This is a genomic window from Streptomyces sp. NBC_00335, from assembly GCF_036127095.1.
Taxonomy (GTDB): Bacteria; Actinomycetota; Actinomycetes; order Streptomycetales; family Streptomycetaceae; genus Streptomyces.
In genome coordinates, this window is record NZ_CP108006.1 from 5,660,611 (window position 1) to 5,674,112 (window position 13,502).

Here is a 13,502-nt window from a genome sequence, read left to right on the forward strand (position 1 = left end):
TCCCGGGCAGCCCTGATGCGGCCCCGGACCCGGAACTAACGTCGGTGATCGTCCCTGTCGACCCCACCTCCCGCGGAGTCCCCGATGAGCACCGCTTCCGTTCCCTTCCGCCCCGGCGCCGTCCTCGCCGACCTGCTGCCCGCGAGCCGCGTCCGCGATATCGCGCTCGTGGCCGGCGGAGCCGCGCTCACCGGCCTGGCCGCGCAGATCGCCGTCCACGTCGACGGCCTGGCCGCCCCGATCACCGGGCAGACCTTCGCCGCGCTGCTCGTGGGCACCGCGCTGGGCGCCGGCCGCGGCTTCCTCTCGCTGGCCCTCTACACCCTGGTCGGCATGGCCGGCGTGCCGTGGTTCGCGGGCGGCGCTTCCGGCGCGGGCGGCGCGACCTTCGGGTACGTCCTCGGCATGCTGCTGGCCTCCACCCTCGTCGGCGCCCTCGCGCGGCGCGGCGCCGACCGCTCGGTGCTGCGTACGGCGGGCGCGATGGTGCTGGGCTCCGCGGTCGTCTACGCCGTCGGTGTCCCCTACCTCGCGCTGTCCACCGGGATGTCCCTCGGCGCGGCCGTCGCGGGCGGGCTGACGCCCTTCCTGATCGGCGACGCGCTCAAGGCCGCGCTGGCGATGGGCCTGCTGCCGGCCGCCTGGAAGCTCCTCGGCCGCGCGTGAGCGCTCGTACTCCACACGGCAGCCCCGGACCGCACTGCGCGGTCCGGGGCTGCCGTCGTTTCCGGAGCTGTTACGCGGAGGCCTTCAGGGCGGCCTTGCGGCGCAGCTGTCGTGCCACGCCGATCGCGATCACCACGGCCGCGACCAGCAGCGACAGCAGGACGGTCTCGCGGTTGTCCTTGTCGTAGACCATGTAGCCGAGGACGAAGGTGATCATCGCGGCGGTGGCCCAGGTCAGGTACGGGAAGAACCACATCTTCACCGTCACCTTCTCCGGGGCCTCGCGCATGAGGATCCCGCGCATCCGCAGCTGGGTCAGGCAGATGACCAGCCACACGAACAGCGCGATCGCGCCCGAGGCGTTCAGCAGGAAGCTGAAGACGGTGTCCTTGAAGGCGTAGTTGAAGTAGACGGCGGCGAAGCCGAAGACGACCGAGCCGAGGATGGCGGCCATCGGCACGCCCCGCTTGTTCACCTTGGCGAAGGACTTCGGGGCGTCACCGCGCTCGCCCAGCGAGAAGGCCATGCGGGAGGCGGTGTACAGGCCGGAGTTCAGGCAGGACAGCACGGCCGTCAGGACGATGACGTTCATGATCTGGCCGGCGTGCGCGATGCCGATCGAGTCCAGGGCCGCGACGTACGAGCCCTTCTCCACGATCGAGGCGTCGTTCCACGGCAGCAGGGTCAGCACGATGAAGATCGAGCCCAAGTAGAAGACGCCGATGCGCCAGATCACCGAGTTGGTGGCCTTGGTGACCGCGCGCCGCGGGTCCTCGGACTCGCCGGCGGCCAGCGTGACGATCTCGCTGCCCATGAAGGAGAAGACGACCATCAGCACACCGGTGAGGACTGAGCCCCAGCCGTTCGGCATGAAGCCGCCCGTGTCGGTGAGGTGGGCGAAGCCCGCGCCCGGGTTGTCCGAGCCCGGCAGCACGCCGAAGACGGCCAGCAGGCCGATGATCACGAAGCCGCCGATGGCGACCACCTTGATGCCGGCGAACCAGAACTCGAACTCGCCGTACGAGGCGACCGAGCCGAGGTTGGTGACCGTCAGCACGGCCATCACGATCAGCGCCCAGGCCCACTGCGGGACGGCCGGGACCCAGCTTTCGAGGATGACGGCGCCGGCGGTGGCCTCCACGGCCAGGACGACGACCCAGAAGAACCAGTACAGCCAGCCGATGGAGAAGCCGGCCCAGCGGCCGAGCGCCCGGTCGGCGTACGCGGAGAAGGAGCCGGAGTTCGGGCTGGCGGCGGCCATCTCGCCCAGCATCCGCATGACGAAGACGACCATCGCGCCGACCAGCGCGTAGGACAGCAGGATGGCGGGACCGGTCTTGGCGATACCGCCGCCGGAACCGACGAAGAGCCCGGCGCCGATCACGCCGCCGATGGCGATCATGGACAGGTGGCGGTTCTTGAGACCGGCCTTCAGGCCGTCGGAGGGCTTGCCTTCACCGGGATCGCCGGTGGGGGAGCCTTCCTTCTGAAGGGTCGTCGTGGAGCTCATGAACGGATCCTTAGGTTCTCGGGTGGCGAGCCCCGGCATTCAAACCTGAGATGAACGCAGGGCGGAAGACCCCAATCCGGATCGTTGCTTCGGGACGAACGACCAGGACCTGGGTCCCGCGGTGTCCCATCTGCGTTCTTTGGGTTTACTTGAGCTTTAGAAGTGACTTACGCGACACCCCGCGGCGGGTCCCCGGGCCGGCGCGTGCCACACTCGAACCATGCGCGTGTACCTCGGATCCGACCATGCCGGCTTTGAGCTCAAGAACCACCTGGTGGACTGGCTCAAGAACAACGGCCACGAGCCCGTCGACTGCGGGCCCCACATCTACGACGCGGTGGACGACTACCCGCCGTTCTGCCTGCGGGCAGCCGAAGGGACCGCCGCGGACGCCGACTCCCTCGGCATCGTGATCGGCGGCTCCGGCAACGGCGAGCAGATCGCCGCGAACAAGGTCAAGGGCATCCGCGCCATCCTCGCGTGGAGCGTCCAGACCGCCGAGCTCGGCCGCGAGCACAACAACGCCAACGTCATCTCCATCGGCGGCCGGATGCACACCCAGGACGAGGTCGTCAGCTTCATCGACGCCTTCCTGAAGACCCCGTACTCCGGCGAAGAGCGCCACACCCGCCGGATCGACATGCTCTCCGCCTACGAGACCACCGGCGAGCTCCCCCCGATCCCGGCCCACCACCCGCAGGGCTGATCCCGCTTCCGGCCGCGACGCCCTCCGGGGCGGCGCGGCCGGTTTTTCATTTCCGGCCCGCTTTCCGGTCGGCTTCCCGGCCCGCTTCCCCGCCGGCTTCCCCGCCCGCGTCTCCGCCCGCTTCTCCGAGGAGTACCGCCGTGCCCGAGGGGCATACGATCCACCGCCTCGCCGAGGACCACACCGAGCGCTTCGCCGCCCGCCCGGTCCGCGTGAGCAGCCCGCAGGGCCGGTTCGCCGAGAGCGCGGCCCTCCTCGACGGACGCGAGCTGGAATCCGCCGAGGCGCACGGCAAGCACCTGTTCCTCGAACTCGGCGACGCCTGGATCCACATCCACCTCGGCCTCTTCGGAAAGCTCGGCTTCGGCCCCGCCCCGGCCCCGCCGGCCACCGACACGGTCCGCCTCCGGCTGCTGAACGAGGACCACTACGCCGACCTGCGCGGACCCACCGCCTGCGCGCTCATCGGCGAGGGCGAGAAGAAGGCGATACACGACCGGCTCGGCCCGGACCCGCTGCGCCCCACCGACGACCCCGACCGCGCCTGGGCCCGGATCTCCCGCTCCCGCACCACCGTGGCCGCCCTGCTCATGGACCAGAAGGTCGTCTCGGGCGTCGGCAACGTCTACCGCGCCGAGGTCCTCTTCCGGCACGGCATCGACCCCTACCGCCCGGGCAAGGACCTCACCCGCCGCGAATGGGACGCGATCTGGGCCGACCTCGTCCTCCTCATGCGCGAGGGCGTGCGCAACAACCGCATCGACACGGTCCGCGACGAGCACCTGCCCGAGGCCATGGGCCGCCCGCCGAGGGTGGACGACCACGGCGGCGAGGTGTACGTCTACCGCAGGGCCAACATGCCCTGCCACATCTGCGGCGGCGAGATCCGCACCGCCGGTCTCGCCGCCCGCAACCTCTTCTGGTGCCCGGGGTGCCAGGGCCGCTAGGGCCTGTCGTCAAATTCCCGCCTGCCCCGCGGCGTCTGGCACGCGCTCTCGCCGCACCGGGCGAAAGCCCGAGTACGTCCAGTACTCGGACTTCCGCCCGGCACGACGAGAGCACGCACCAGACGCCGCGGGGCCGCCCTTCGGGCGACGACGGGAATTTGACGACAGGCCCTAGGGCCGCCCCTTCCGGGGCGCCCCCGCTAGAAGCCGTGCGGCAGCCACGGGGCCACGTCTCCCGCGAAGGCTCGGGAGGTACGGGCCAGCGCGCCCGGCCGCACCTCGCGCACCAGGCCGGCCGCGCCCAGCGAGTTCAGGGTGACCCCGCCCAGGTACGCCGCGCCCAGCTCCCGTACCGACAGCTCCAGGTCGGCCGGGTCATCCGTCCGGGTACAGACCGCGGCCCCGTCCGCCCCGACGGCCAGCCGCCAGCGCCCCGCGTTCCACGGGCAGAAGGCGTCCTCCACCTCCAGCACCACGTCCGGCGCGGCCCCGTACGCCCGCGCGGCCAGCGCCGCCGGCAGGTCCACGAGCCGTACGTGCAACGCGTCGCGCAGCCGCACCTGCGTCCGCCGGACATCGGTGACCAGGTGCAGCAGCGCATCGTCCGCCGGCCGCTTGACGGCCCGTACGGTCCAGGTCAGGTCGATGGAGCACACGTACCGCCACAGCGCCGCGTACGCCGCCGGATCGAGCGCGTCGAGGTCCGCCACGTCCACCCGGCCGTCCGAACCGGTCAGGTCCCACTCGGGCTTGACCCGGTAGCGGGCGTACCCGACCACCTCGCCGTCCGCCCGCTCGGCGACCACGCACTTCAGCGGCGACCCGCCGTGCCGCGTCGCCTCCGGATCGAGCAGCGCCTGCAGCTCCCAGCCGGGCTGCCGGGCCGGCATCCCGGGACGGCCCGCGACCAGCGCCGCGTAGACCCGCTCGCAGTCGGCCAGGGCCTTGCGCGGATCGACCAGCCGCAGCCGTACGTCGTCGGTCCCCGGCGGCACGGAGAGCCGTACGCGGGTCTTGTCGATCTCCACGGACATCGAGTACGCGGCGGTGCCGTAGCCGAAGCGCCCGTAGATCGCCGGATCCGAGGCCGTCAGCACGGCGATCGGCTCACCACCCGCCCGGACCTCGTCCAGTTGGCGGCGCATCAGCGAGGTCAGCACGCCCCGCCTGCGGTGCGTGGGGGAGACCCCCACCATCGTGACCCCGGCGGCGGGCACGAGCGCCCCGCCCGGCACCGAGAGCCGGAAGGAGAAGGCCCCCGCCGTGCCGACGCAGGTCCCGTCGTCCCAGACTCCGAGGGACCGCTCCGTCTCCGTCAGCGACCGGTAGAGTTCCCGCTCCTCGGGGGATTCGGGCACTCCACCGAACGCCAGTTCCAGCTGGTCGTACCAGACATCCCACTCATCAGCCAGCAATACGCGCGTCTCAAGAGGCATACGGCCATCCCTATCAGGGCAATCCGTCCCGGTCGATCTCTTTTCGGGTCGCCGATGGGCCCATCTCAGGGGGTACCCCTGCGCGCGCACAGCCAGGATGGATAGGGTCCCGAAGCAATGGCCGGAGCACACGTGGAGTCCCTCCTGGCCCGGACCCGCATGACGTGGCACCGGGCGCGCACCGCGCTGCGCAAATCCGCCGTCGACTACTTCCGCGGCGACGCCTCCGACTGGCTGGCCTTCGGCGGCCTGATCCTGACCATCCCGGCCATCGCCTGCGGCACGCTGATGCTGCCCGTGTGGTTCTCGCCCGCCGCGCTCGTCCTGCCGATCGTGGCCGGGGGCCTGCTGCTGCGCCCCGCCAGTCTTCTCGCCCTGTACGCGGCCTCCGCGGCCGCCCTCATCGTCGAGGCCCTCGTCCTCGGCCCGTACACCCAGGGCCCGGCGCGGGTCACTCCCGGCACTGTCCTCGTCGTCGCCGCCTGCGGCTTCTTCGGCCTGGTCATCGCCCAGTTCCGCAGCCGCGTGGGCGTGCCCTGGCGGCGCGGCGGCACCATGCTCTTCGACCTGCGCGAACGCATCCGGGTCCAGAGCAAACTGCCCGCCCTGCCGCGCGGCTGGCACCGGGAGATGGCCCTGCGGCCGGCCGGCGGCCAGTCCTTCTCCGGCGACTTCGTCGTCGCCGCCCGCACCAACGGCGGCCGCACCCTGGAGATCGTCCTCACCGACGTCTCCGGCAAGGGCATGGAGGCGGGCTCCCGCGCCCTCCTCCTCTCGGGCGCCTTCGGCGGCCTCCTCGGAGCGCTCCCCCCGCACGGCTTCCTGCCCGCCGCCAACGGCTACCTGCTCCGCCAGGACTGGGACGAGGGCTTCGCCACCTCCATCCACCTCGTCCTGGACCTGGAGACCGGCGACTACGAACTCCTCTCCGCCGGCCACCTGCCCGCCCTCCAGCTCTCCGCCGGCACCGGCCGCTGGCAGGAGATGACCGGCGAAGGCCCGCTCCTCGGCGTCTACGACGGCGCGGACTTCACCCCCGCCCGGGGCAACCTCCGCCCCGGCGACGTCCTGATGCTCTTCACCGACGGCCTGGTCGAAACGGCCGAGCGCGACATCAGCGAGGGCATCGACCGCCTCACCGGCGAGGCCGACCGCTACGTCGCCGCCGGCTGGGAGGGCGCGACCTGGCACCTCATCGAAAAGGTGGCCAAGGACGTCAACGACGACAGAGCCCTCCTCCTGATCCGCCGCGCCCCTTTTTAACGCGTCCCTCGCACCGCGCACCTTTCTTACGCGTCCCTCGCACGGTCCGGCCCTGGCGGGCCTCCCCGGCTTCGGCCCGCTGCGCCGGACTCCGTCCGGCGGTGGCTGGTCGGGGGTGCCGCCGCTGCCGTCGCGGCGTGGGGCCGGTGGGCGGGTGCGGCTGGATTGGCCCTGCGGGGCGAGTTCCCCTACCCGCCCTTCGCCCGTTCCCCGGGCTCCGCCCGGACCCTTGCCGGGTGCGGCGACGTCGCCGGGGGCCAGCCCCCGGACCCCCGCGCCTCAAACGCCGGCGAGGCTGGATGCGGCCTCCGGCAAGCCGGCCCAGGACGTGCTGCGTTGCGTGCTGCGCCGACAATCCAGCGCAAGCCGTGTTGCGCAAGCCGTGCTGCCCGAGAGGTGCTGTGCAAGCCGTGCTGCGCAAGCCGTGCTGCCCAAGTGGTGCTGTGCGAGCTGTACTGCGCGCACGTCCAATCCAGCGCGGGCCAAATCCAGCCTCGCCGGCGTTTGAGGCGCGGGGTCTGGGGCGGAGCCCCAGGAGCACTTCAGCCCGTCCGGCGCTTGAGGACCGGGTCAGGGCGGAGCCCTGGGAACGGTGGAAGGGCGGGTAGGGGACTTCGCCCCGCAGGGCAACCCTCGCCGCGGCCGCCGCAGCGCACCCCCCGACCGATGCTCGGGTTACCCCCACCCCCGGTCCGCCAGCTCCCGTCATGGCCCCGCCCACCGCCCCCTCCGTAGCGTCGGAGACACGATCACCACCGGGCGATCGACCGGCACGGAAGGCGGCACACCATGGGGCTCCGGCGCAGCAAGCGACAGGCCGACCAGCAGACGCAGCAGACGCAGCACGGGCACCCGGGCCAGGCCAGCCAGGCCGAGGCGTCCCACGACGCCAGCGCCAGCGCCACCGCCCCCGCCGTCGAACTCCGCTCCGTCCGCCGCCAATACGGCCGCGGCGCCACCGCCGTACACGCCCTGCGCGGCATCGACCTCAGCCTCCCCCGCGGCAGCTTCACCGCGGTGATGGGCCCCTCCGGCTCCGGAAAGTCCACCTTCCTCCAGTGCGCCGCCGGGCTGGACCTCCCCACCGAGGGTTCCGTCCGCCTGGGCGGCACCGAGATCACCGGCATGAACGAGAACCAGCTCACCGAACTCCGCCGCAGCCGCCTCGGCTTCGTCTTCCAGGCCTTCAACCTCCTCCCCTCCCTCACCGTCGAGCAGAACGTCCTGCTCCCCATGCGCCTGGCCGGCAGCCGCGGCCCCACCGCCACCCAGGGCCGGGCCCGCGCCGCAGACCTGCTCGCCCGCGTCGGCCTGGAAGGCAAGGGCCGCCGCCGCCCCGCCGAACTCTCCGGCGGCCAGCAGCAGCGCGTGGCCATCGCCCGCGCCCTGGTCACCCGCCCCGACGTGGTCTTCGCCGACGAGCCCACCGGCGCCCTCGACACCACCACCGCCGCCGAGGTCCTCGGCCTGCTCCGCGATGCCGTGGACACCCTCGGCGCCACCGTCGTCATGGTCACCCACGACCCGGCCGCCGCCGCCCACGCCGACCAGGTGCTCTTCCTCGCCGACGGCCTCATCACCGACCGGCTCCCGCGCAGCTCCGCCGCCACGATCGCCTCCCGCATGACGGCCCTGACCGCGCGAGCGTCCGCCGTGTCCGCCGCGCCTGCTGCCCCGTCCACCGCTCCCCGGTACGCAGGAGCAGCCGCCTGATGTCGCTCCGCCCCCGTGCCAACGGCCTGGCCCGCGCCGTGCTCCGGTTCCGGCCCGCCGCCTTCGCCGGCACCTTCGTCGCCCTGTTCCTGGCCGTCGCCATCGTCTCCGCCTGCGGGATCCTGCTGGAGACCGGGGCCCGCGCGAACACCCCGCCGACGCGGTACGCCGCAGCTCCCGTCGTCGTCGCCGCCGATCAGCAGGCCCGCATGCGGATGGGCCGCGGCGACGGCGCCTACGAGGTCTCCGCGCCGCTCCCGGACCGGGCCAGGGTGGACGCCGCGCTGCTGGAGCGACTGGCCCCGCTGGGGCGGGCGGTGCCGGACGTGGTGTTCCCCGTACGGGACGGAGCGGGCGGCACGCTCGACGCCTCCGGCTGGGGCTCCACCGCCTTCAGCCCGGCGGAGCTCCGCGCGGGCAGCCCCCCGGCCGGCCCGGGCGAAGTCGTCCTGGGCGGGGCCGGCGGCCCCGACCGGGTCACGCTCGACACCCCCGCCGGGCCGCGGGAGTTCCGCGTGGTGGGGCGCGCGGACCGGCCCGGAGCCTGGTTCGCCGACACCGAGGCCCGCACCCTGTCGGGACACCCCGACGCCCTCGACGCCATCGTGCTGTTCGGGGCCGACGCGGCGCGGGCCCGGGCCGCCGTCGACGGCCGCGCCCAGGTACTGACCGGTGACGCCCGCGCCCTGGACGCACGGCTCGCGGGGGCCCAGGAGGTCCTGACCGGCCTCGGCGGCTCCTTCGGCGGGATCGCCACGCTCGTCGCCGTCTTCACCGCAGCCGGCACCGTCGCCCTCTCCGTCGGGCAGCGCTCCCGCGAGTTCGCCCTGCTGCGCGCCGTCGGAGCCACCCCGCGCCAGATCCGCCGTACGGTCGCCACCGAAGCCCTGCTCGTCGCGCCGGTCGCGGGCGCGCTGGGCTGCCTACCCGGCATCGCGCTCGCGGCCTGGTGGTTCGGGCAGCTCAAGGCGAAGGGCGCCGTTCCGGCCGGGATCGACCTCGTCGTCTCCTGGATCCCCCTGGTCAGCGCGGTCGGTCTCGCACTGGCCGCCGCCCTGGTCGCCGGCTGGGCCGCATCCCGCCGTCCCGCCCGCATCCGGCCCGGCCTGGCCCTCGCCTCGGCCGCCGTGGAACGGCTGCGACCCGGGTGGATCCGTACCCCGCTCGGCCTCGCCGCCCTGGCCGGCGGAACGGCCTGCGCGACCCTGGCTGCCACCAGCAGCGGCCCGGACGCCGCCAACGCCGCCCTCGGCGTCGTCATGCTCTTCATGCTCGCCGTCGCCCTGCTCGGCCCCCTGATCGCCCGCGCCTGCACCGCCGTCTTCGGGCTCCCGCTGCGCGCGGGCGGCGCACCCGGCGAGCTGGCCGCCGCCAACTCCCGTACGCACGCCCGCCGTCTCGCGTCCGCCATCACCCCGATCGTGCTCGCCATGGCCTTCTCCTCCACCCTGGTCTTCCTCCACACCAGCGAGGACCGGGCCGTACGGCAGCAGCAGGAGGCCGGACTGCTGGCCGACCACATCGTGTCCCTCGGCGGGTCCGACCCGCACGGCGACACGGACGGGACGGCCGTCCACGGCACGGCCGTCGACCGCGCGGCCGTCGACCGGGCGGTCGCGGCCGGGGCCGTCGCCCTCACCCGTACCTCCGTCCTCACCGTCGTCGGCTCCGGCGGCGACCGGACCTTCCACACCGCCTCCGCGCAGGGCGTCACCGGGGACCTGACCAAGGTCCAGGACCTGGGCGTCCGTTCGGGGGACCTCGCCCGGCTCGCCCCCGGCACGGTCGCCATCGACCGCACCCTGGCCGAGGCCACCCACACCGGGACCGGCGACCGCGTCGACCTGCGCCTGCCCGACGGAACCCGTGCCGCCCCCGAGATCGTGGCCGTCTACACCCGCGGCCTCGGCCTCGGCGAGGTCACCCTCCCCGCCGCCGACCTGGCCGGCCACACCACCGCCGGCCGCCCCACGGAACTCCTGTTCCGCGGCCCGGCCCCCGAAGGCCTCGGCCCGGTGCTGTCGGCCGCCGCCTGGACTTCCGAGCAGAGCGTGGACCGGCAGCTCAACGCCTGGGCCAACACCACCATGGCCGCCGTCCTCGGCGGCTTCGCGGCCGTCGCCGCCGCCAACACCCTGGTCATGACCGTCCTGGACCGCCGCCGCGAACTCCACATGCTCCGCCTGATCGGCTCCACCCGCCGCCAGATCCTGCGGATGCTCTCCTGGGAAGCCCTCCTGGTCAGTGGCACGGGCATCGGCCTCGGCTCGGCGATAGCCCTGGCCACGCTGACCCCCCTGACGAAGGCGATGACGGGCACCGGCCCGTACGTCCCGCCCCTCGTCTACGGCTCCTTCGTGGCGGCCGCCATCGCCCTGACCCTGGCGGCCACGACCCTCCCGGCCCGCCGCGCCCTGCGCCTCAGCCGAACCTGATGTCCCGCACGCCGACCAGCGCCAACGCCGGCCCCTCAGATCCCACACCCGTCCCGACGCGACGTGCCTCTCGCCGCAGCCCCGCCGACGTTCGAGGGCCGGGGTCCGGCCCTCCCCGCCGCCGGGCTGCTGGGATGACCGGTGCCCGGTCATCCCAGCAGCCCGCAGCCCAAGGCCCCGGGCCCGGCGTTTGCACCCCGAAGTCCGGGCCCTTCCAGCCGCCCGGGGTTTGCCCCCCGGGGTCTGGGCACTTCCAGTTGTCCGGACCCCGGGTTCTGGGCCCTTCCAGCTGTCCGGCGTTTACACCCTGGGGTCCGGGCCCTTCCAGCCGTCCGGCGTTTGCCCCCGGGGTCTGGGCACCTTCAGCCGTCCGGCGTTTGAGGACCGGGGTCTGGGGCGGAGCCCCAGAGGGGTCCGGGCACAGCCCGGCACCCCTCCCCAGCCCGTCCGGCGCTTGAGGACCGGGTCAGGGCCGGCCCTGGGAACGGTGGAAGGGTGGGTAGGGGACTTCGCCCCGCAGGGCCGCCCCCACGCGCAGCGACGCCGCGTACCTGCTCCGGCCCGAGGGGCACCACCGTGGTTCCGGGAAGGCCCCGGGCAGCAGCACAGCCCAGACGGCGGCCCAGCCAAGACGGCGGCACGGCCCCGGGCAGCGGCCCCCCCAGACGGCGGCACACCCAGGGCAGCGGCCCACCCCAGGCGGCGCCACCCCGCAGCGCCACACCCGCGCCCCCGACCACTCGCTCAGGATTGGCCCGCCCGCCGCCCCGAGGCGACACATACCGTGCCCCCATGGACCGCACCCTCGCCGCCGACCTGTCCCGCCTCCCCGAGCTCCTCGACGCCACCCGCGACGCCGCCGCCGCGACACTCGCAACGCTGGACACGCGTCCCGTCGTACCACTACGAGCCCCCGCGGACCCGACCCAGCCGACCCAGCCGACCCAGCCGACCCAGCCGACCCATCCGACCCATCCGACCCAGCCGACCCCGACCCCACCGCTCCCCGAACACGGCACCGGCACCAAGGCCGCCCTCGCAGCCTTCGCGGAGCGCTGGGCACCCCGCCTGTCGGCCTCCGCCGGCCCCCGCTACCTCGGCTTCGTCACCGGCGGCGCCACCCCCGCCGCCCTCGCGGGCGACTGGCTCACCGCGGCCCACGACCAGAACTCCAACTCCGCCCTGGACGGCGGAGGTCAGGACCTCGAACGCGAAACCATCACCTGGCTCCGCGAGCTGTTCCACCTCTCCGCCGCCCACACCGGCACCTTCGTCAGCGGCGCCACCATGTCCAACACCACCGGCCTCGCCATCGCCCGCGAATGGCTCGGCGAACGCCTCGGCGTCTCCCCGGCCGAGGACGGCGCCGCCGCCCTCGGCCCGGTCCGCGTCCTCTCCGGAGCCCCGCACTCCTCCATCGCGAAGGCGCTCTCCGTCCTCGGCCTCGGCCGCAGTTCCCTCGTCCCCGTCCCCACCCTGCCCGGCCGCGAGGCCGTCGACCCGGCCGCCCTGGACCGCGCCCTCGCCGACACGCCCGGCCGGCCCGCCGTGGTCGTCGCCAACGCCGGCACCGTCAACACTGTGGACTTCGACGACCTCCGCGCCATCGCCGCACTCCGCGAACGCCACGACTTCTGGCTGCACACGGACGCCGCCTTCGGCGCGTTCGCGGCGCTCTCGCCGGCCCACGCCCACCTCACCGACGGCCTCGACGCCTCCGACTCGATCTGCGTCGACCTGCACAAATGGCTCAACGTCCCCTATGACAGTGCCGTTCAGTTCACCCGCCGCCGCGATCTCCAGGCCCGCGTCTTCCAGAACGCCGCCACCTACCTCGGCCCGCTCTCAGAAGAACCCGACCTGGTCCACCTCACCCCGGAGAACTCCCACCGGCTGCGCGCCCTCGCCGCCTGGTTCACGCTGCGCGCCTACGGCCGCGAGGGCCACCGCGAGATCGTGGAACGGGACATCGCCTGCGCCCGCTCCCTCGGCGAATCCCTCACACAGGACCCGCACTTCACGGTCCTCGCCCCCGTCCGCCTGAACGTCGTCTGCTTCACCCTCGCCGACGCTCCCACCCGGGCCCGCCTGACAGCCCTGCGCGAAGCCGCCGGACCGGAGGTGTTCGTCACCCCCACGACCTACGCGGGAACCCCGGCCCTGCGCGCCGCGTTCTCCAACTGGCGCACCACACAAGCAGACGTACGCCGAATCGCGCAGGCCCTCCACAAGGCGGCGAAGGAGCTCGGATGACGCACAGCCCACTCACCCTCATCGAGGTCGAGGCCCTCGCCCGCACCGCGCACGAGGGCCAGACCGACAAGGCCGGCAGGCCGTACGCGGAACACCTCGCCGCCGTCGCCGAGGGCGTCCGCGCCCGCGGCGGCACCGCCGAACAGCAGGCGGCGGCCTGGCTCCACGACGCGATCGAGGACGAAGCCCTCACCCCGGCCTGGCTGGAATCGGCCGAACTGCCCCAGTCCGTCAAGGACATGATCTTGGCCGTCACCAAACGCCCCGGCGAACCGGTCGAGGCGTACACGGCCCGCATCCTCGCCACCCCCGGCGCCCTCCTGGTCAAGGAGGCCGACCTGGCCCACAACGCGGACCCCGCCCGCCTCGCGGTCCTCGACGCCCCCACCCGCGACAGGCTGTCCGGGAAGTACGCCTATGTCCGCTCCCTCCTGGGCCTCACCACCCCCTGACGCAAAAGCGTCACCGTCTCTTCGCCACGGGACGGATAGCCGGGGCCCGTTGGTGGGAGGATGGAGCATGTGGGGGTGCGCACGGCCGCGCCCCGGGCCGACCAGGGGACGACCGAAGGTG

The 13,502-nt window shown here is 73.7% G+C and carries 10 protein-coding genes; 8 read left to right on the top strand and 2 right to left on the bottom strand.

Features of this window, described 5'->3' with window-relative positions; all coding sequences use genetic code 11:
- Positions 1 to 84: 84 nt before the first annotated feature.
- Positions 85 to 666 (top strand): biotin transporter BioY, encoded by a 582-nt coding sequence (locus OHA37_RS25465; RefSeq protein WP_266908850.1) that lies wholly within the window; start codon positions 85 to 87, stop codon positions 664 to 666.
- A gap of 70 nt (positions 667 to 736) precedes the next feature.
- Here the strand turns inward: OHA37_RS25465 and OHA37_RS25470 are convergent, their stop codons facing one another.
- Positions 737 to 2,176, bottom strand: coding sequence for an amino acid permease (locus OHA37_RS25470; RefSeq protein WP_266908852.1), 1,440 nt, complete (start codon positions 2,174 to 2,176; stop codon positions 737 to 739).
- 220 nt (positions 2,177 to 2,396) lie between these two features.
- Between OHA37_RS25470 and OHA37_RS25475 the strand changes: the two genes are divergently transcribed.
- Together OHA37_RS25475 and OHA37_RS25480 are read left to right on the top strand one after the other, a co-directional pair.
- The gene (locus tag OHA37_RS25475; protein ID WP_266908854.1) at positions 2,397 to 2,882 is read left to right on the top strand and encodes a ribose-5-phosphate isomerase; all 486 of its coding nucleotides are present in this window, start codon (positions 2,397 to 2,399) and stop codon (positions 2,880 to 2,882) included.
- A 140-nt stretch (positions 2,883 to 3,022) separates the two neighbouring features.
- Positions 3,023 to 3,829 carry an Fpg/Nei family DNA glycosylase gene (locus OHA37_RS25480; RefSeq protein ID WP_266908856.1) on the top strand — a complete coding sequence of 269 codons (807 nt, stop codon included), beginning with the start codon at positions 3,023 to 3,025 and terminating at the stop codon, positions 3,827 to 3,829.
- Between the two features lie 200 nt (positions 3,830 to 4,029).
- Here OHA37_RS25480 and OHA37_RS25485 read toward each other — a convergent pair whose 3' ends face one another.
- Positions 4,030 to 5,265, bottom strand: coding sequence for a GNAT family N-acetyltransferase (locus OHA37_RS25485; protein WP_266908858.1), 1,236 nt, complete (start codon positions 5,263 to 5,265; stop codon positions 4,030 to 4,032).
- Positions 5,266 to 5,382: 117 nt separating this feature from the next.
- Here OHA37_RS25485 and OHA37_RS25490 point away from each other — a divergent pair, with 117 nt between their 5' ends.
- From OHA37_RS25490 to OHA37_RS25510, 5 genes are all read left to right on the top strand, one after another.
- Positions 5,383 to 6,528 carry a PP2C family protein-serine/threonine phosphatase gene (locus OHA37_RS25490; protein ID WP_266908860.1) on the top strand — a complete coding sequence of 382 codons (1,146 nt, stop codon included), beginning with the start codon at positions 5,383 to 5,385 and terminating at the stop codon, positions 6,526 to 6,528.
- Between the two features lie 789 nt (positions 6,529 to 7,317).
- Complete coding sequence (locus OHA37_RS25495) at positions 7,318 to 8,241, top strand: ABC transporter ATP-binding protein (RefSeq protein WP_266908862.1); 924 nt, start codon at positions 7,318 to 7,320, stop codon at positions 8,239 to 8,241.
- Positions 8,241 to 10,676, top strand: coding sequence for an ABC transporter permease (locus tag OHA37_RS25500; RefSeq protein WP_266908864.1), 2,436 nt, complete (start codon positions 8,241 to 8,243; stop codon positions 10,674 to 10,676). Before OHA37_RS25495 ends, OHA37_RS25500 begins: the two co-directional genes overlap by 1 nt.
- A gap of 792 nt (positions 10,677 to 11,468) precedes the next feature.
- Positions 11,469 to 12,929, top strand: coding sequence for a pyridoxal phosphate-dependent decarboxylase family protein (locus OHA37_RS25505; RefSeq protein ID WP_266908866.1), 1,461 nt, complete (start codon positions 11,469 to 11,471; stop codon positions 12,927 to 12,929).
- Complete coding sequence (locus tag OHA37_RS25510) at positions 12,926 to 13,381, top strand: HD domain-containing protein (protein WP_266908867.1); 456 nt, start codon at positions 12,926 to 12,928, stop codon at positions 13,379 to 13,381. Before OHA37_RS25505 ends, OHA37_RS25510 begins: the two co-directional genes overlap by 4 nt.
- The last annotated feature ends 121 nt before the right edge of the window (positions 13,382 to 13,502 follow it).

Bases quoted from the DNA above. Each gene is read 5' to 3' on its own strand.
- OHA37_RS25465 (WP_266908850.1), top strand. From the start codon at position 85: ATGAGCACCGCTTCCGTTCCCTTCCGCCCCGGCGCCGTCCTCGCCGAC.
- OHA37_RS25470 (WP_266908852.1), bottom strand. From the start codon at position 2,176: ATGAGCTCCACGACGACCCTTCAGAAGGAAGGCTCCCCCACCGGCGAT.
- OHA37_RS25475 (WP_266908854.1), top strand. From the start codon at position 2,397: ATGCGCGTGTACCTCGGATCCGACCATGCCGGCTTTGAGCTCAAGAAC.
- OHA37_RS25485 (WP_266908858.1), bottom strand. From the start codon at position 5,265: ATGCCTCTTGAGACGCGCGTATTGCTGGCTGATGAGTGGGATGTCTGG.
- OHA37_RS25490 (WP_266908860.1), top strand. From the start codon at position 5,383: ATGGCCGGAGCACACGTGGAGTCCCTCCTGGCCCGGACCCGCATGACG.
- OHA37_RS25495 (WP_266908862.1), top strand. From the start codon at position 7,318: ATGGGGCTCCGGCGCAGCAAGCGACAGGCCGACCAGCAGACGCAGCAG.
- OHA37_RS25500 (WP_266908864.1), top strand. From the start codon at position 8,241: ATGTCGCTCCGCCCCCGTGCCAACGGCCTGGCCCGCGCCGTGCTCCGG.
- OHA37_RS25505 (WP_266908866.1), top strand. From the start codon at position 11,469: ATGGACCGCACCCTCGCCGCCGACCTGTCCCGCCTCCCCGAGCTCCTC.
- OHA37_RS25510 (WP_266908867.1), top strand. From the start codon at position 12,926: ATGACGCACAGCCCACTCACCCTCATCGAGGTCGAGGCCCTCGCCCGC.